This window comes from Pseudomonas azerbaijanorientalis, assembly GCF_019139795.1.
Lineage (GTDB): Bacteria > Pseudomonadota > Gammaproteobacteria > Pseudomonadales > Pseudomonadaceae > Aquipseudomonas > Aquipseudomonas laurylsulfatiphila.
Genome location: NZ_CP077078.1, coordinates 4,289,264 through 4,306,484, shown reverse-complemented (window position 1 = coordinate 4,306,484; position 17,221 = coordinate 4,289,264). Strand labels below are relative to the sequence as shown.

Genomic DNA, 17,221 nt, shown 5'->3' with positions numbered 1-17,221 from the left:
GAAAGCAAAACGGCCGCCTGAACCCAGGCGGCCGTTTTCGTTTGTTTGAGGAAAATATCGGTCAGTGAGCGTTGGCGTGTTGGCTGCGCGTCTCGTCCGCTTCTGGCGCCGTTGCGGGTGGGGCAGGGTGATGGTGGCGGCGAGTGATGCGCAGCACGCCCCACAGCATGGCAGCGGCTACCGCCAGCCAGCTGCAAATCAACATCGCAATGATCATGGTCAGGCTCATCTGCGCCTCCTCTTTGCCCTGCTGCGGGCACACACGCTTCACTGTCGTCTCTTTAGAACACAGTCTAGCCGTTACTGCATTTCAGACTATTGACCGAAAGTCGGCAGTCACCAACCAGTTCGCTCTATCGAATGCACGCGTCTGCCGTTTAAAGCTATACCCTGGCAGCGCGGCGACCTATGATCGACGACCGAGCCGGGAATGGGATTGCCTGGCGTCTGAACCTGAACAAGAGAGAGCTGATGGTGCGGGTATTTTCTCGAATTTTGTCGGCCATGCTGATGGCCGGTTGCGTGGCGAGTCTGGCGGGGTGTGCCGGGAGCGTTACACCCGAGATCAAGCGTTTGCCGGAGCGAGTCGAACTCAGCGGCCGATTCTACAGGGGCGATGCGTATCAAAGCGGACCGCAGGTGCTGGCCAGCATGTTGTCCCAGCAGGGCATCGTGATCACCCCAGGCTTGCTCGAAAAGCCCCTGCATTTGCCGGGGGGCGAAGCGCAGTTGCAACAGAACATGCAGAACCTGGCCCGCGAGTACGGGATGGTGGTTTATCCCCTCGACAGCAACCTTGCGGCCTTGTTGACTCAGGTCGCCGCCGGGTATCCGGTGATGGTGCGCTTCACCGAGGGCTCGGCCATGTGGGCCGAACCGCGTTACGCCATTCTGGGTGGCTACAACCGCCAGAAGCAGACGGTCCTGTTGCGCGCGGGGATGAACCGCCGCGAACTGATGAGCTTCAGCGCCTTCGAGTCGGCATTCAAGGACGCCGGTGGCTGGGCCGTGCTGATCCAGAATCCGACGCAAATCCCGTCTCAGGTCGATCAGCAGCGCTGGCTCAAGGCCGCCAACGATCTGGCTCAAGCCGGTCAGGAGCAGGCCGCCGCCAAGGCGAAAAAAGCCCTGGCCGCACACTAAGTCCGTTGGTCACCCGACGGGCACCATCGCTCGTCGCCGGCCTCTGATCTTCAAAGGCCCGGATCATTGTTCCGGGCCGAGATCAGGAGGCACCCATGGCTCACTCCACAACGCCCGTCGGTCCGCACTCGTCTGAACATTCCTCTGGCGATGAGCTGGGTTTCGACCCCGATTCCCCGGACCTTGCCGATCCTCAGGTCGACCCGATCGGGCCCGCCAAGGCACCGAGGGACGTGAAGCCGGGTGACAACCCCAAGGCTCCGGCCAAGCCCTACGATCCACTGGGTGATCTGAAACCTTAGGTTCAATGGAGGTGTGTATGTCTACCGATTCCAGTTTCGACGACAAAGGTCCGGAAACCGTCCCCACGACCCCCGAGCAAAGCACCGATCCGGTGATGGATCCGGACAGCCCGTTGAGGGATCCCATGGCGCGGCCAACGGTGGTGCCCACTGAAAAACCGAAGGGGTGGAGAGATCCAAGTACCGGCGACGGCATCCCGGATGACGACCAGATGCCGCTGCCCAATGACTGAATAACCGGGTTCACCTGTAGGAGCTGCCGAAGGCTGCGATCTTTTGATCTTTTAAAATCAAGATCAAAAGATCGCAGCCTTCGGCAGCTCCTACAGATTGAAGTGCCAAAAAAAGCCCCGAGTGATCGGGGCTTTTTTTAATGTGTTTGCAGCAAGGTTACTGCGACGCTTCAACCACGCCGCTCTGCCGCTGCTTGAGGTTCTTGTCTGCCTTGTACTGCAAGGCTACGGAAGGCACGTCTGCGCTCTTTCCGCTCTCTACCCAATTACGCATGCGCGTGGCATCGGCAAAATGGGTGTACTTGCCATAGGCGTCAAGGATCACCAGGGCCACCGGGCGATTACTCATTCGGGTCACCAGCACCAGGCAGTGGCCTGCTTCGTTGGTGAAACCGGTTTTTGTCAGCTGGATGTCCCAGTCCGGCTTGCGGACCAAATGGTCGGTGTTGCGGAAACCCAGGCTGTAGTTGGGCTTACGGAACGAAACGGTTTTTTCCTTGGTCGTGCTCAGTTCGGTCAGCAGCGGGTACTTGTGCGCGGCGATCAACAGTTTGCTCAAATCGCGAGCGGTCGAAACGTTGCGCGGGGAGAGTCCGGTCGGCTCGACGAAATGCGTGTTGGTCATGCCCAAGGCCCGGGCCTTGGCGTTCATGGCAGCAATGAACGCGGCATAGCCTCCCGGATAGTGGTGGGCCAGGCTTGCGGCGGCGCGGTTTTCGGATGACATCAGGGCAATCAGCAGCATTTCCCGGCGCGGCAGTTCGCTCTTGAGCTTGACCCGGGAGTACACGCCTTTCATTTCCGGTGTGTCGCTGATGTTGATGTTGATGTATTCATCCATGTTCTGGCGGGCTTCGACCACGACCAGGCCGGTCATCAGTTTGCTGACGGACGCGATGGGGACGACGACGTCAGGATTGCTGGCATAGATGACTTTGTTGGTCTGCATGTCCAGCAGCAGGGAACTGCCGGAAGCGAGCTTGAGTGTCTTCGTATCTCGCGGCGCTGCGGTGGTCTCGTCAGCACTGGCGATTGGCGTGAGGAAAGTCCCTGTAACTGCAAAAAATAGGCTCAGGATGGAAAGACGGATTTTCACGCTGGCAGACTCACAAAGTGTTGATAGGCCGTTCTGTAACGGGCTATTTCGTAAAAAGCGCGACATTCTGGAGTATGGCTGAATAACTGTCGATGGTTGTTCAAACAACGGGCGAAAGTCCTGAGAAACATGAAAAAAATGTCATTTTCCGTCGGGTGGTCGAGCGTGTTTCGCAGGCAAAAAGAACCCCGCCAAGGGCGGGGTTCTTCGATTCGCTGTCAGCGTCTGCGGTGAAACTCAGCTGTGCAGGGTTTCAGCGGCGTAGAGGGTGTTTTCCAGCAGGCAGGCACGGGTCATCGGGCCAACGCCGCCCGGCACCGGAGTGATCCAGCCGGCGCGGGGCAGGGCGGTTTCATAGATCACGTCACCGACCAGCTTGCCATCGTCCTGACGGTTGATGCCGACATCGATCACGATCGCGCCTTCCTTGATCCATTCGCCCTTGACCAGTCCCGGCTTGCCGGCGGCGACGACGACCAGGTCCGCACGGCCGACATGACCGGCCAGGTCCTTGGTAAAGCGGTGGGTGACCGTCACGGTGCAACCGGCCAGCAGCAACTCCATCGCCATCGGGCGGCCAACGATATTGGACGCACCGACGACGACGGCATTCATCCCGTAAAGATCGACCCCGGTGCTTTCCAGCAGGGTCATGATGCCTTTGGGGGTGCATGGGCGCAGCAGCGGGATACGCTGGGCCAGGCGGCCGACGTTATAAGGATGGAAGCCGTCGACGTCTTTGTCCGGACGAATGCGCTCCAGCAGTCTGGAGGCGTCCAGGTGTTCGGGAAGCGGAAGCTGAAGCAGGACGCCGTCGATCGCAGGATCGTCGTTCAGGCGATCGATCAGCTCGGTCAGCGCTTCTTGAGTGGTTTCGGAAGGCAGGTCATAAGCTTGGGACAGAAAGCCGACCTCTTCACAGTCTTTACGCTTGTGCGAGACATAAACCTGAGAGGCAGGATCGCTACCGACCAGGATCACCGCGAGGCCGGGCGTGCGCAGGCCTTGCTGGCGACGCTCGGTGACACGTTGGGCGATCTGCTGGCGCAGGCTGGCGGCGATCGATTTGCCGTCGATTAGTTGTGCAGTCATTGCGCGTGATTAACCATCGAGAGGGGAAAAAAAGAGAACGCATTCTCGCATGTCATGAGGTGAGGGCAAAGGCGCTTGGTCTGCAAATTCCCCTAACTCCTTTAATTAAATGAATTTTTTTTAAAAAGGATTTGACGACCTTCAGGTGGCTCTATACTATTCGTCGCACTTGTCGGGCACAGCCTAGCACTGGTTAAGAAGGTTGAGCGGGATTACGGTTCTGCGAGACTGGAAAGCACTTAGTTTGTAGTCCTCCAAGGGTACAGCTAACAAGGCGCCCGTAGCTCAGCTGGATAGAGCATCCGCCTTCTAAGCGGATGGTCGCAGGTTCGAGTCCTGCCGGGTGCGCCATTAGGCAGCTTTGGCACAAGTAGCGCGATATGGTGGGCGTAGCTCAGTTGGTAGAGCACGGGATTGTGACTCCCGTTGTCGTGGGTTCGATCCCCATCGTCCACCCCATATTTCGAAAGGCGCCAGATTAACAGTCTGGCGCCTTTGCTTTAACGGCTTCATCCGCGGATGTGGTGGAATTGGTAGACACACTGGATTTAGGTTCCAGCGCCGCGAGGCGTAAGAGTTCGAGTCTCTTCATCCGCACCAAATAAAGCTTCGATCAGGCTGTTGGCCTGGCTGGAGCTTGATAAAGAAGTTGTTTGGCTTCTTTAACAGGCAATATGGTGGGCGTAGCTCAGTTGGTAGAGCACGGGATTGTGACTCCCGTTGTCGTGGGTTCGATCCCCATCGTCCACCCCATATTTCGAAAGGCGCCAGATTGAAAAGTCTGGCGCCTTTTTTGTTTCGGCGGCCGCAAGTTCCGGGTCGCAGGGGCGGGGCGTTTCGTCGTATTTATGTTTCTCGATGATGCCGTCCTGTCCGCCGGTCCTGTTTGCGGGGCTGGCTGTCAGGGAGATGATTGGCGACCTCTTCTATATAGGAAGGGTCGGCGCAGAGCCCTGGCGTGATTGGTTGTATTTGCCATCGGGGCGAGGTGCACTCGTGCATTCGCACCTATAAATTGCCTGCTGCTTTTTTACCCGTTTTCAGTAGGGTGACTTCTTGAGTTTGACCCACTAGAATGCATGCCCTTGATTCTGGGGTCGGAAACGGCCGGCTAACGTCTGTGCAACGAGGAATATCCATGCAAGTTTCTGTTGAAAATACTACTGCTCTTGAGCGCCGCATGAGCGTCACCGTGCCGGCTGAGCGCATCGAGAGCCAGGTCAACAAGCGTCTGCAGCAGACCGCCCAAAAGGCCAAGATTGCTGGCTTCCGTCCAGGCAAAGTGCCAATGAGCGAAATCAAGCGCCGTTTCGGTGCCGATGCTCGCCAGGAAGCTGTAGGCGACGTGATCCAGTCCTCCTTCTACGAAGCTGTGGTTGAGCAGAAGCTGAACCCGGCTGGTTCGCCATCGATCGAGCCCAAGTCCCTGGAAGCTGGCAAGGACCTGGAATACGTCGCTGTTTTCGAAGTGTTCCCTGAGTTCACTGTTGCCGGTTTTGACGGCATCACCGTCGAGCGTCTGAGCGCTGACGTGACTGACGCCGATCTGGACAAGATGCTGGAAATCCTGCGCAAGCAGAACACCCGTTTCGAAGTGGCCGATCGCGCTGCTCAGAACGAAGACCAGCTGAACATCGATTTCGTCGGCAAGGTCGACGGTGAAGTGTTCGCCGGCGGCTCCGCCAAGGGTACCCAGCTGGTCCTGGGTTCCGGCCGCATGATCCCTGGTTTCGAAGATGGCCTGGTTGGCGCCAAGGCCGGTGAAGAGCGCGTTCTGAACCTGACTTTCCCAGAGGACTATCAGAACCTGGACCTGGCTGGCAAAACCGCCGAGTTCACCGTGACTGTCAACACCGTTTCCGAGCCAAAGATGCCAGAACTGACTGAAGAGTTCTTCGCTCAATTCGGTATCAAGGAAACCGGTCTGGAAGGCTTCCGTGCCGAAGTTCGCAAGAACATGGAGCGCGAGCTGCGTCAGGCGATCAAATCCAAGGTCAAGAATCAGGTAATGGATGGTCTGCTGGCCACCAACCCGATCGAAGTGCCAAAGGCTCTGCTGTCCAACGAAGTTGACCGTCTGCGCGTGCAGGCTGTCCAGCAGTTCGGCGGCAACATCAAGCCTGACCAACTGCCGGCCGAGCTGTTCGAAGAGCAAGCCAAGCGCCGCGTAGTGCTGGGCCTGATCGTGGCTGAAGTGGTCAAGCAGTTCGACCTCAAGCCGGACGAAACCCGCGTTCGCGAGATGATTCAGGAAATGGCTTCGGCCTACCAGGAGCCTGAGCAAGTTGTGTCCTGGTACTACAAAAACGACCAGCAACTGAACGAAGTTCGTTCGGTTGTGCTGGAAGAGCAAGTTGTGGATACTGTTCTGCAGAAAGCTAGCGTGACCGACAAATCGGTCTCTTACGAAGAAGCGGTCAAGCCGGTAGAAGCACCACAAGCCGACTGATCACTTTTGCGGTAAGAAGCAATCACCATAAGCCAGCCTTCGTGCTGGCTTATGCGTATTCAAGACATAACTATTTGGGAGTGACTGCAGAGCATGTTCCGTAATTCGTATATTCAGCAGAACTCTGATATCCAGGCCGCAGGCGGCCTGGTCCCGATGGTTGTCGAGCAGTCCGCTCGTGGCGAGCGCGCCTACGACATCTACTCGCGCCTGCTCAAGGAGCGAGTGATCTTTCTGGTTGGCCCGGTAGAGGACTACATGGCCAACCTGATCTGTGCGCAACTGCTGTTCCTTGAAGCGGAAAACCCGGACAAGGACATCCATCTCTATATCAACTCCCCGGGCGGTTCGGTGACGGCGGGCATGTCGATCTACGACACCATGCAGTTCATCAAGCCCAATGTGTCGACCACCTGTATCGGTCAGGCGTGCAGCATGGGCGCATTCCTGCTGACGGCCGGTGCCCAGGGCAAGCGTTACTGCCTGCCGAACTCGCGTGTGATGATTCACCAGCCACTGGGCGGTTTCCAGGGTCAGGCGTCGGATATCGAAATCCACGCCAAGGAAATCCTCTTCATTCGTGAGCGTCTCAACACGCTGATGGCCAAGCACAGCGGGCGTACGCTTGAAGAAATCGAGCGCGATACCAACCGCGATAATTTCATGAGTGCGGACGCTGCGCGTGAGTACGGGCTGATCGACGAAGTGATCAGTCAGCGCCCTGCTTAAAATAAGCAGCTCAAAATAAGGTTGGTCGGCGGGTCCGATCACCTGCGGGCTTGAAAAAGCCCGCAATAGCCTTCATCTTGTGTTGCAAGCCTATCGGATTTGGATCGAACGAATGACTGACACCCGCAACGGCGAGGACAACGGCAAGCTGCTCTATTGCTCCTTCTGTGGCAAAAGCCAGCATGAAGTACGCAAATTGATTGCCGGCCCCTCGGTCTTTATCTGCGACGAGTGCGTCGACCTGTGCAATGACATCATCCGCGAGGAGGTGCAGGAAGCACAGGCCGAAAGCAGCGCGCATAAATTGCCTTCGCCTAAAGAAATCAGCGGCATCCTTGATCAGTATGTGATTGGTCAGGAGCGTGCGAAAAAGGTTCTGGCCGTAGCGGTGTACAACCACTACAAGCGCCTGAATCAGCGTGACAAAAAGAATGACGACGTCGAACTCGGCAAGAGCAACATCCTGCTGATCGGCCCGACAGGCTCGGGTAAGACCCTGCTTGCCGAAACCCTGGCCCGCTTGCTGAACGTTCCGTTCACCATCGCCGACGCAACCACCCTCACCGAGGCGGGTTACGTGGGTGAGGATGTCGAGAACATTATTCAGAAGCTGCTGCAGAAATGCGATTACGACGTGGAAAAAGCCCAGATGGGTATTGTCTACATCGACGAAATCGACAAGATTTCGCGCAAATCCGACAACCCGTCGATCACCCGGGACGTTTCCGGTGAAGGCGTGCAGCAGGCCCTGCTCAAGTTGATCGAAGGCACGGTCGCTTCCGTTCCGCCTCAAGGTGGTCGCAAGCATCCGCAGCAGGAATTCCTTCAGGTCGACACCCGTAACATCCTGTTCATCTGCGGCGGTGCGTTCTCCGGTCTGGAAAAGGTTATTCAAAACCGTTCCACCAAGGGCGGTATCGGTTTCAACGCGGAAGTGCGCAGCAAGGAAGAAGGCAAGAAAGTCGGTGAGTCCCTGCGTGAAGTCGAGCCTGACGATCTGGTCAAGTTCGGTCTGATCCCGGAATTCGTCGGTCGTCTGCCGGTACTTGCGACGCTGGACGAGCTTGACGAGGCTGCGTTGATGCAGATCCTCACCGAGCCGAAAAATGCTCTGACCAAGCAGTATGCCAAGCTGTTCGAGATGGAAGGCGTTGATCTGGAATTCCGTTCCGACGCTCTGAAATCGGTCGCCAAGCGTGCCCTGGAGCGTAAAACCGGTGCCCGTGGCCTGCGTTCGATTCTCGAAGGTGTATTGCTCGACACTATGTATGAAATCCCCTCGCAATCCGAGGTGAGCAAAGTAGTGATCGATGAAAGCGTGATAGAAGGCAAGTCCAAGCCACTGTATATCTATGAAAACAGTGAGCCGACCGCCAAGGCTGCGCCAGACGCTTAAGTGTCACGCAGCTTGAACAAAGAAGGGGCCTTCGGGCCCCTTTTCTTTTGTGGGAGCTGGCTTGCCAGCGAAGGCGACCTGACAGCCAGCCATTTTCTCAAGCTTCTTCGGGCTGAGATCTTTTACTGCTTTTATCCGCTTGTTTTTTTCGAAACTAGACCCCATCTTGGTTTCAAGCTTACTTCCATCTGTTTACGGCCTTGCGGCCGCCGTAGAGGCGAAATCATGAAGACCACCATCGAATTGCCTCTCCTGCCATTGCGTGATGTCGTGGTTTATCCGCACATGGTTATCCCGCTGTTCGTGGGGCGCGAGAAATCCATCGAAGCCCTCGAGGCTGCGATGACGGGTGACAAGCAGATTCTTCTGCTGGCCCAGAGAAACCCGGCTGACGACGATCCCGGTGAAGAGGCTCTGTACCGCGTTGGTACGATTGCCACCGTTCTGCAGCTGCTGAAGCTGCCTGACGGCACGGTCAAGGTCCTGGTCGAAGGTGAGCAGCGGGGCGCCGTTGAGCGCTTCAGCGAAGTGGACGGCCACTGCCGTGCCGAAGTCTCCCTGATCGACGAAGTTGATGCACCAGAGCGCGAGTCGGAAGTGTTCGTTCGCAGCCTGCTGTCCCAGTTCGAGCAATACGTGCAGTTGGGCAAGAAAGTCCCGGCTGAAGTCCTCTCGTCGCTCAACAGCATCGATGAGCCAGGCCGCCTGGTGGACACCATGGCTGCGCACATGGCCCTGAAGATCGAGCAGAAGCAGGAAATACTCGAAATCATCGATCTGTCGGCCCGGGTCGAGCACGTTCTGGCGTTGCTCGATGCCGAGATCGATCTGCTGCAAGTCGAAAAACGCATTCGCGGTCGCGTCAAGAAGCAAATGGAGCGCAGTCAGCGCGAGTACTACCTGAACGAGCAGATGAAGGCCATTCAGAAAGAACTCGGTGACAGCGACGAAGGTCATAACGAAGTCGAAGAGCTGAAAAAGCGTATCGACGCCGCCGGCCTGCCGAAAGACGCGCTGGCCAAGGCGACTGCCGAACTGAACAAGCTCAAGCAGATGTCACCGATGTCCGCGGAAGCAACCGTGGTGCGTTCGTACATCGACTGGCTGGTTCAGGTGCCGTGGAAGGCCCAGAGCAAGGTGCGCCTGGATCTGGCGCGTGCCGAAGACATTCTGGATGCCGACCACTATGGTCTCGAAGAAGTCAAAGAACGCATCCTCGAATACCTCGCCGTGCAAAAACGCGTGAAGAAGATTCGTGGTCCGGTGCTGTGCCTGGTCGGTCCTCCGGGGGTGGGTAAAACATCCCTGGCGGAGTCGATTGCTCATGCCACCAACCGCAAGTTCGTACGCATGGCTCTCGGTGGCGTGCGTGACGAGGCGGAAATTCGTGGTCATCGCCGTACTTACATCGGTTCGATGCCAGGAAGATTGATTCAAAAGATGACAAAAGTGGGCGTGCGCAACCCGCTGTTCCTGCTCGATGAAATCGACAAAATGGGCAGCGACATGCGCGGCGACCCGGCATCGGCGTTGCTGGAAGTGCTCGATCCCGAGCAGAACCACAATTTCAACGATCACTATCTGGAAGTCGATTACGACCTGTCCGATGTGATGTTCCTGTGCACCTCGAACTCGATGAACATTCCGCCGGCGCTGCTGGACCGGATGGAAGTGATCCGTCTGCCTGGCTACACCGAAGACGAGAAGATCAACATCGCCGTGAAGTACCTTTCGCCGAAGCAGATCACTGCCAACGGACTGAAAAAAGGCGAGCTGGAATTCGACGCCGAAGCGATTCGCGACATCATCCGCTACTACACCCGAGAAGCCGGTGTGCGTGGCCTTGAGCGGCAGATTGCCAAGGTGTGCCGCAAGGCCGTCAAGGAACATGCGCTGGAAAAACGCTTCTCGGTGAAGGTCACCGCAGACATGTTGGAGCACTTCCTGGGCGTGCGTAAATTCCGTTATGGCCTGGCCGAGCAGCAGGATCAGATCGGCCAGGTGACCGGGCTGGCGTGGACTCAGGTGGGTGGCGAACTGCTGACCATCGAAGCCGCCGTGGTACCGGGCAAGGGCCAGTTGATCAAGACCGGTTCCCTGGGTGATGTGATGGTCGAGTCGATCACGGCCGCATTGACCGTTGTTCGCAGTCGGGCGAAGAGCCTGGGCATTCCCCTGGACTTCCATGAGAAGCGCGACACGCACATCCATATGCCTGAAGGGGCAACCCCGAAAGACGGTCCTAGCGCTGGCGTGGGCATGTGTACGGCCCTGGTTTCGGCATTGACCGGCATTCCGGTACGCGCGGATGTCGCCATGACCGGCGAAATCACTTTGCGTGGCCAGGTGCTGGCCATTGGCGGCTTGAAAGAAAAACTGCTGGCTGCCCATCGTGGCGGGATCAAGACCGTGATCATTCCTGAAGAGAATGTGCGCGATCTCAAAGAGATTCCGGACAATATCAAGCAGGATCTACAGATTAAACCGGTTAAATGGATTGACGAGGTCCTGCAAATTGCGTTGCAATACGCGCCGGAGCCCTTGCCGGACGTGGCTCCGGAGATAGTCGCGAAGGATGAGAAACGCGACGCGGATTCTAAGGAAAGAATTAGCACGCATTAGTACGTATTTGCCTGGGGGGCTTCCTTGACAGTTTTTTAGAGCCCTTGTTATAAAGCGGCTCTTAAGTGTCTGTAGGCCATTCAGCACTCGTTTTTGCTTTCACCAAAAAAACTTAGAATCATACTCAAATAGATATAAGGGGACTTAGAGTGAACAAGTCGGAACTGATTGATGCTATCGCTGCATCCGCTGATATCCCGAAAGCTGCTGCTGGCCGTGCGCTGGACGCTGTAATCGAATCCGTCACTGGCGCTCTCAAGGCTGGCGACTCTGTTGTTCTGGTAGGTTTCGGTACTTTCTCCGTAACCGATCGTCCAGCTCGCATTGGTCGTAACCCACAGACCGGTAAGACGCTGGAAATCGCAGCAGCCAAAAAACCAGGTTTCAAAGCCGGTAAAGCACTGAAAGAAGCTGTCAACTAAGTTCGATTCAGGTTTTTACCCATCCGGGTCGGGGTCATGCCTGACTTGGCAGCGGAGCGGCAGTCCTGACTGCAGGTCGCCGGTTCAAGACACCAAGGGTCGCCAGTTCGAGCCTTTGATCCGCTCCGCCAGTTACGAGAAGGCGCATCCTCGGATGCGCCTTTCTTCTATCCGGATTCTACCCACGCTCCACGGTTGCCTAATTTTGAAGTTCAACCGTTTCTGGGGGACGCATGCTGCAGAATATCAGGGACAATTCACAAGGCTGGATTGCCAAGACTATTATCGGGGTCATCGTTGCACTGATGGCCTTGACCGGTTTCGACGCCATTTTCCAGGCCACGACGAGCAAGAATGAAGCGGCGAAGGTCAACGGTGAAGAAATCAGCCAGAACGAGCTGAGCCAGGCGGTGGATATGCAACGCCGCCAGCTCATGCAACAGCTGGGCAAGGATTTCGATGCTTCCTTGCTGGATGAAAAAATGTTGCGCGAATCGGCTCTCAAGGGCCTGATCGATCGCAAGCTGCTGCTGCAAGGCGCAGAACAATCGAAATTTGCCTTTTCCGAAGCGGCACTTGATCAGGTCATCCTGCAAACACCGGAATTTCAGGTTGATGGCAAGTTCAGCTCCGAGCGTTTCGACCAGGTGATTCGCCAGCTCGGCTATAGCCGCATGCAATTCCGCCAGATGCTGGCTCAGGAAATGCTGATTGGCCAGCTGCGTGCCGGTCTGGCCGGTAGCGGCTTCGTGACCGATGCGCAGGTGCTGGCGTTTGCCCGTCTGGAAAAACAGACCCGCGATTTCGCTTCGCTGAACATCAAGGCTGATCCGTCGGCTGTGAAGCTGACCGACGAAGAGGTCAAGGCCTATTACGACGAGCACGCCAAGGAGTTCATGACGCCGGATCAGGTGGTCATCGATTACCTCGAGTTGAAGAAGTCTTCCTTCTTTGACCAGGTCAGCGTCAGCGACGAAGAACTGCAAGCGGCCTATCAGAAAGAAATCGCGAACCTGTCCGAGCAACGCCGGGCTGCGCATATTCTGATTGAAGTGAACGACAAGACCACCGAGGCGCAAGCCAAGGCGAAGATCGAAGAGATCCAGGCCCGTCTGGCCAAGGGTGAGCAGTTCGAGGCGCTGGCCAAGGAGTTCTCCCAGGATCCGGGTTCGGCGAACAACGGCGGTGACCTGGGTTATGCCGGTGCTGGCGTCTACGATCCGGCGTTCGAAAAAGCCCTGTATTCGTTGGCCAAAGACCAGGTTTCGGCGCCGGTTCGAACCGACTTCGGTTTTCACCTGATCAAGCTGTTGGGTGTGGAAGCGCCTGAAGTGCCAACTTTCGCCAGCCTGAAAGACAAGCTGACCCGCGCGCTGAAAACCCAGCAGGTCGAGCAGCGTTTCGTTGAGGCGAGCAAGCAGCTGGAAGACGCCTCGTTCGAAGCGTCCGATCTGGCTCAGCCGGCGCAGGACCTGAAGCTGACCGTACAGACGACCAAGCCGTTCGGCCGCGAAGGCGGAGAGGGTATTGCAGCCAACCGTGCCGTGATCACTGCCGCGTTCAGCCCGGAAGTCCTGGATGAGGGTGCGAACAGCACCGCCATCGAGCTCGATCCGGAAACCGTGATCGTGTTGCGTGCCAAGGAGCACCTGAAGCCTTCGCAGTTGCCGCTGGAAAGTGTTTCTGCTGCGATCCGTGTACAACTGGCCAAGGAACACGCCAGCGCCGATGCCAAGACCAAGGCTGAAGCCTTGATTGCCAGCCTGCGCGATGGCAAGACCCCGCTGGATCAGGCAGTCGACGGCCAGGCCTGGAAAGTCACCGAAGCGGCGACTCGCGCTCAGGAAGGGGTCGACCCTGCTGTGCTGCAAGCGCTGTTCCGCATGGCGAAGCCTGTGGCCAAGGACAAGCCGACCTTCACCAGCGTGACGCTGGCCGATGGCAGCCTGATGATCGTGCGCCTCAATGGCGTTAACGAAGCAGCGGCACCGACCGAAGAAGAGAAAGCGCAGTACCGTCGCTACCTCGCTTCGCGCATCGGCCAGCAAGACTTTGCGGCGTATCGCAAGCAGCTGGAAAGCCAGGCAGACATCAAGAAATACTGATGCCTTTGCAGGTTTAGCGCTACACAGAAGACCCCGGCCGAAACGCCGGGGTCTTTTTGTTGTGCCGTACGTCATTTGCCGCGGTGACTTTTGTGCAAAACCGGGGTCAATCAGCCTGTAACCGTTTTAAGACACAATCGATACTCCGCTAAGCATCGATCTGTTGCACAATATGCCCCGAACCGTTTTCCTCAGGATGTTCAATGTTTAAATCATTTCCCATGCGGATTGTCGGCGTGGCTGCCGTGCTGGCCGTTGCAGCCGGCTGTTCATCGAACAAGGCTGCCATCTACGAGCATGAGAACTTCGACGATTCCGGCACCTTTTCCCGAAACTATCCGGTCACCGATATCCAGACCTGTGAAGCCGCCCGCCGCGCCTTGCTCAGCCAGGGTTACATCATCACCAGCAACGATCCGAAGCTGGTCAGCGGTCACAAGAGCTTCCAGCAGACCGGCGAGAACCACATGGAGATCAGCTTCAATGTGGTGTGTGCCGATGACGGTAGTGAAGGGCACCACGCGACCGTGTTCGCCAACGCCCTGCAGGATCGTTATGCGCTGAAGAAAACCAACAACTCCGCCAGTCTTGGTGTGGGTGTGCTGGGCTCGGTGTCGATGCCGATCGGTTCTTCTGACGACTCGATGGTCAAGGTCGCCAGTGAAACCGTATCGTCTGCCAAGTTCTACGAGCGTTTCTTTGCACTGGTCGAACTGTTCCTGCCGCCAGAAGCGAAAAAGGCTGCGCATATCCCGGAAAAGCCGAAAACAGATCTGGGGATGCCTGAAGCCAAGGCAGTACCGGCTCCCCTGGCGCCTGCAGCGACCACTGCGCCGATCGCAGAGCCAGCCCCGGTAATCCCGGCACCGGCTCCAGTGGAACCCGCTCCAGCGGCCTCTGAGCCGGTCATGCCGCCGCCTGAAGCGGCACCGATCACCCCGGTGCAGAGCATGGATCCGGCACCGTCGGTAGAAACCATCACGCCACCGACAAATCCGACAGACATGCCGCCGCCGAGCGAGGCGATTCCGGCGATGCCTGTCACCGGTCAGTGATTGTTCGCGTTACGGGATCGGCCAGCGAGTAACGATCCCGTAGCGAGCGCATCGATTGATCCGCGTCAAACAAAGCCGCTGTCCTGCGGCCTCCCGCGAAAAAACCCCATGATAAATTCCTGACCAGCTGCTACGTTTTATTCAGTAGCGACGGGGTTTCGTGTCCGCGTCATTTTTCTTTCACGCGGGCACTTTATGCTCAAGCGGCTGGTCATTTATTCAAGCGTTTTCAATGTATTTCGGGGGATTCAATAATGGACGATTATCAAGAAGAACTGCTCGAGTATCAGGCTTTCGAACTGGACCCGCTGGAGCCGGCGGAAGACGCCACCGAGCTTTAAAGCTCCAACTTGTCGCTTGCAGCCAGAGGCTTCAGGCTGTTTTTCTACGACTGCGGCGAAACTCGCCGGGAGTCTGCCCGTTCCAGCGTTTGAATGCGCGTTGAAAGGCTTCGGCTGAGGCAAAGCCCAGCAGGTAGGCGATTTCCCCGAACGCCAGTTCGGTGTCGCGTATGTAGGTCATGGCCAGGTCGCGACGGGTTTCATTGAGGATTGCGCGAAATTGCGTGCCTTCCTCGGCAAGTTTGCGGCGCAGGGTCCAGGTGGGCAGCTTCAGGCGTGCCGCCACTTCTTCCAGGTCGGGCTCCCGGCCACCATTGAGCAAGGGGCCCAGCAGCGCGATGATGCGCTCACGCAGGCTGCGGGTGCGTGTCAGTTGTTCCAGCTCTTGCTCGCACAGTTGCAGCAAATGCCGCCAGGTGCTCGGGCAATGCTCGGGGTTGCGCTGGGCGAGGCTTGCCAGGCTCAAGCGCAGTTGATTGCGTTCGCTGCCAAACTGGATCGGACAGTCACCCAGAACGTCATAAGCCGCGCGGTATCCGGGTTCGTCGAATTCGATCTCGATACGTTCGGCGCGCAGCGGGATGGGGCTGACACTGGATAATTGCTGCAACCAGCCCGCAATGATCGAATCCACCACGAAACGGTTGTAGGCGTTGTAGGGGCTGATCGAATAGAAGCGCAGCCAGGCACCCTGGGCGTCTTCGTGGAAGCTTGATTGGCCGCGATAATTGGAACCATACAAGGCTTCGAAGCGGATCAGACAGCGTGCGGCTTCACGTACTGTGGGTGCCTGGGCGGCGGTGACCCCTGCGAGGCCGATCTGGCTCAGGCGACTGAGTTGACCCATGCGTAAGCCAAGGGCCGGGTTGTCGGTGAGTTGAATGGCGCCGTGGCCCAGGCGCATGTAGCGCGGTATTGACAGGCGGGCACCGGCCTCGCTCAGTCGTGCTGCATCGAGGCCGTATTGATCGAGCAGTGGCTGCGGATCGACGCCATGGCTGCGCACGGCATCGGCCAGGCTATGAACAAAGCCCACCGACAGATCGCCGAGGCGCATCGGCTGCGGTTTCATGGCTTACAACCAGAGGTTCAGCAAGCGCGCACCCTGGGCGTTGCCGTCGGCAAAATGCTGGCCGTTGCGGCTGAGGAAACTGTGCCCGGCGCTGCCCTGATCCCAGAACTGACCCCGCAGGAACACACTCATGCCAGCGACAGCCTGGCTGGACGGTATCCGGGTCGTGAGGGTCAGGCGCTGCCAGGCCTGGCCTTCGCTGACTTCTCCGGGCTTGAGGTTGACCGACGCCGGCTCCGATGCCCCCCTGTAGCCACGCCACGGTTGCTCCCAGGTGCCACGGCCGGGAACAAAGGCCGGTACCGCAACCAGCTGTACGCTCTGGTCGTTGAGCTTGAGGTAGTTTTCCGGGTACCAGCTGTCGTGGCCGATCAATACGCCCAACCTTCCTGCAGGGGTATCAACGACGTTGAGCAAGTGGTCGGCGTTCGCCTTGATCCCGTTCTGTTCTGCGAAGAACGGGTGCATCTGGCGCTGGGGCTGGCCGATCGGCAGGCCATCGTTGTTGAACACCACACTGCTGTTGTACAGCGCGCCGCGACCGATTTTCAACGTGCCGTCAATGATGCTCGGTTCGGGCAGCACGATGGAGCCCGCGACAAGCGTCACGTGGAATTCCCTGGCCAATCCTCCGAACAACGCCTGGTAGTCTCTGGCCATCGCCTTGGCTTTCATGCGCAGGTGGGCATCGTCCAGGCGGTTGCCACCCTCGGCGCTGATCAATGCTCTGGCGAACTTGAGGGGATTGCTCACCGCCAGCCAGTTCATGGCCTCCTTGAGGGTGCTGGCCTGATACAACTCATCTTTTTCGCCGCTGACCATCAGCCAGGTACCGACGTGTTCCGGCAACACGACGACGGTCTTGCCGTTCAACAAACCCTGGTCCCGGGCCGCTTGCAGGTAGGCCGCGAGCTTGCGGTGCAAACGCTCGGGGCTTTGATAATCGGTAGGAAACAGTTCGGGCTGAATGCCCAGCAGATTGCCACGATCGGCAGGCGTACCCTGGTCGACTGCCAGGTTGATCCGCAGGTCCGAAAGGTAGTGGCCCACCGGTCGGTCCGCGGCCCACATCGCGTAGGTCGTGAGGGCGGCGAGCAACGCCATGGAAAATGTCAGGTACAAAAGTTTGCGCATGGGGACACAGTTTACAGCCTGGAGCCGGGC

Annotated in this window: 15 protein-coding genes and 4 tRNA genes; 14 read left to right on the top strand and 5 right to left on the bottom strand. The window is 57.7% G+C overall.

Annotation, left to right across the window (positions count from 1 at the left end):
- Positions 1-61: 61 nt before the first annotated feature.
- Entirely contained in the window at positions 62-229 is a 168-nt protein-coding gene (locus KSS91_RS19080; protein WP_217835763.1) for a hypothetical protein, read from the bottom strand.
- Between the two features lie 179 nt (positions 230-408).
- Between KSS91_RS19080 and KSS91_RS19075 the strand changes: the two genes are divergently transcribed.
- The 3 genes from KSS91_RS19075 (at position 409) to KSS91_RS19065 (ending at position 1,678) form a co-directional block, all read left to right on the top strand.
- The gene (locus KSS91_RS19075) at positions 409-1,143 is read left to right on the top strand and encodes a C39 family peptidase (protein ID WP_217835762.1); all 735 of its coding nucleotides are present in this window, start codon (positions 409-411) and stop codon (positions 1,141-1,143) included.
- Positions 1,144-1,238: 95 nt separating this feature from the next.
- The gene (locus tag KSS91_RS19070; RefSeq protein ID WP_015094297.1) at positions 1,239-1,445 is read left to right on the top strand and encodes a DUF6021 family protein; all 207 of its coding nucleotides are present in this window, start codon (positions 1,239-1,241) and stop codon (positions 1,443-1,445) included.
- A gap of 17 nt (positions 1,446-1,462) precedes the next feature.
- On the top strand, positions 1,463-1,678 hold the full coding sequence (locus tag KSS91_RS19065; RefSeq protein WP_217835761.1) for a hypothetical protein: 216 nt from the start codon (positions 1,463-1,465) through the stop codon (positions 1,676-1,678).
- Between the two features lie 157 nt (positions 1,679-1,835).
- Here the strand turns inward: KSS91_RS19065 and pbpG are convergent, their stop codons facing one another.
- Both pbpG and folD read right to left on the bottom strand, forming a co-directional pair.
- A complete protein-coding gene (pbpG, locus tag KSS91_RS19060; protein WP_015094299.1) occupies positions 1,836-2,774 on the bottom strand; it encodes a D-alanyl-D-alanine endopeptidase in 939 nt (312 codons plus the stop codon).
- A 237-nt stretch (positions 2,775-3,011) separates the two neighbouring features.
- Positions 3,012-3,866, bottom strand: coding sequence for a bifunctional methylenetetrahydrofolate dehydrogenase/methenyltetrahydrofolate cyclohydrolase FolD (folD, locus tag KSS91_RS19055; RefSeq protein WP_008001570.1), 855 nt, complete (start codon positions 3,864-3,866; stop codon positions 3,012-3,014).
- A 274-nt stretch (positions 3,867-4,140) separates the two neighbouring features.
- Here folD and KSS91_RS19050 point away from each other — a divergent pair.
- The 11 genes from KSS91_RS19050 (at position 4,141) to KSS91_RS19000 (ending at position 14,644) form a co-directional block, all read left to right on the top strand.
- Positions 4,141-4,217: transfer RNA gene (locus KSS91_RS19050), tRNA-Arg, on the top strand.
- Positions 4,218-4,249: 32 nt separating this feature from the next.
- Positions 4,250-4,325 (top strand) — tRNA-His (locus KSS91_RS19045).
- Positions 4,326-4,381: 56 nt separating this feature from the next.
- A tRNA-Leu gene (locus KSS91_RS19040) sits at positions 4,382-4,466 on the top strand.
- 77 nt (positions 4,467-4,543) lie between these two features.
- A tRNA-His gene (locus KSS91_RS19035) sits at positions 4,544-4,619 on the top strand.
- A 385-nt stretch (positions 4,620-5,004) separates the two neighbouring features.
- Positions 5,005-6,315, top strand: coding sequence for a trigger factor (gene tig / locus KSS91_RS19030; RefSeq protein ID WP_217835760.1), 1,311 nt, complete (start codon positions 5,005-5,007; stop codon positions 6,313-6,315).
- A 93-nt stretch (positions 6,316-6,408) separates the two neighbouring features.
- Positions 6,409-7,044, top strand: a complete 636-nt coding sequence (gene clpP, locus KSS91_RS19025) for an ATP-dependent Clp endopeptidase proteolytic subunit ClpP (protein WP_015094302.1) — start codon at positions 6,409-6,411, stop codon at positions 7,042-7,044.
- A 112-nt stretch (positions 7,045-7,156) separates the two neighbouring features.
- The gene (clpX, locus tag KSS91_RS19020) at positions 7,157-8,440 is read left to right on the top strand and encodes an ATP-dependent Clp protease ATP-binding subunit ClpX (protein ID WP_007982210.1); all 1,284 of its coding nucleotides are present in this window, start codon (positions 7,157-7,159) and stop codon (positions 8,438-8,440) included.
- A gap of 225 nt (positions 8,441-8,665) precedes the next feature.
- A complete protein-coding gene (gene lon, locus KSS91_RS19015; RefSeq protein WP_015094303.1) occupies positions 8,666-11,062 on the top strand; it encodes an endopeptidase La in 2,397 nt (798 codons plus the stop codon).
- A gap of 149 nt (positions 11,063-11,211) precedes the next feature.
- The gene (locus KSS91_RS19010) at positions 11,212-11,484 is read left to right on the top strand and encodes an HU family DNA-binding protein (protein WP_002552737.1); all 273 of its coding nucleotides are present in this window, start codon (positions 11,212-11,214) and stop codon (positions 11,482-11,484) included.
- Between the two features lie 233 nt (positions 11,485-11,717).
- On the top strand, positions 11,718-13,589 hold the full coding sequence (locus tag KSS91_RS19005) for a SurA N-terminal domain-containing protein (RefSeq protein WP_217835759.1): 1,872 nt from the start codon (positions 11,718-11,720) through the stop codon (positions 13,587-13,589).
- A 203-nt stretch (positions 13,590-13,792) separates the two neighbouring features.
- The gene (locus KSS91_RS19000; protein WP_015094305.1) at positions 13,793-14,644 is read left to right on the top strand and encodes a DUF2242 domain-containing protein; all 852 of its coding nucleotides are present in this window, start codon (positions 13,793-13,795) and stop codon (positions 14,642-14,644) included.
- A gap of 372 nt (positions 14,645-15,016) precedes the next feature.
- Here KSS91_RS19000 and KSS91_RS18995 read toward each other — a convergent pair whose 3' ends face one another.
- Positions 15,017-16,057 (bottom strand): AraC family transcriptional regulator, encoded by a 1,041-nt coding sequence (locus tag KSS91_RS18995; RefSeq protein WP_217835758.1) that lies wholly within the window; start codon positions 16,055-16,057, stop codon positions 15,017-15,019.
- 3 nt (positions 16,058-16,060) lie between these two features.
- Positions 16,061-17,191 carry a carbon-nitrogen hydrolase family protein gene (locus KSS91_RS18990; protein ID WP_217835757.1) on the bottom strand — a complete coding sequence of 377 codons (1,131 nt, stop codon included), beginning with the start codon at positions 17,189-17,191 and terminating at the stop codon, positions 16,061-16,063.
- Positions 17,192-17,221 lie beyond the last annotated feature (30 nt).

Coding starts and splice junctions, on each gene's coding strand:
- KSS91_RS19080 (WP_217835763.1), bottom strand. CDS start 229: ATGAGCCTGACCATGATCATTGCGATGTTGATTTGCAGCTGGCTGGCG.
- KSS91_RS19075 (WP_217835762.1), top strand. CDS start 409: ATGATCGACGACCGAGCCGGGAATGGGATTGCCTGGCGTCTGAACCTG.
- KSS91_RS19070 (WP_015094297.1), top strand. CDS start 1,239: ATGGCTCACTCCACAACGCCCGTCGGTCCGCACTCGTCTGAACATTCC.
- KSS91_RS19065 (WP_217835761.1), top strand. CDS start 1,463: ATGTCTACCGATTCCAGTTTCGACGACAAAGGTCCGGAAACCGTCCCC.
- folD (WP_008001570.1), bottom strand. CDS start 3,866: ATGACTGCACAACTAATCGACGGCAAATCGATCGCCGCCAGCCTGCGC.
- tig (WP_217835760.1), top strand. CDS start 5,005: ATGCAAGTTTCTGTTGAAAATACTACTGCTCTTGAGCGCCGCATGAGC.
- clpP (WP_015094302.1), top strand. CDS start 6,409: ATGTTCCGTAATTCGTATATTCAGCAGAACTCTGATATCCAGGCCGCA.
- clpX (WP_007982210.1), top strand. CDS start 7,157: ATGACTGACACCCGCAACGGCGAGGACAACGGCAAGCTGCTCTATTGC.
- lon (WP_015094303.1), top strand. CDS start 8,666: ATGAAGACCACCATCGAATTGCCTCTCCTGCCATTGCGTGATGTCGTG.
- KSS91_RS19005 (WP_217835759.1), top strand. CDS start 11,718: ATGCTGCAGAATATCAGGGACAATTCACAAGGCTGGATTGCCAAGACT.
- KSS91_RS19000 (WP_015094305.1), top strand. CDS start 13,793: ATGTTTAAATCATTTCCCATGCGGATTGTCGGCGTGGCTGCCGTGCTG.
- KSS91_RS18995 (WP_217835758.1), bottom strand. CDS start 16,057: ATGAAACCGCAGCCGATGCGCCTCGGCGATCTGTCGGTGGGCTTTGTT.
- KSS91_RS18990 (WP_217835757.1), bottom strand. CDS start 17,191: ATGCGCAAACTTTTGTACCTGACATTTTCCATGGCGTTGCTCGCCGCC.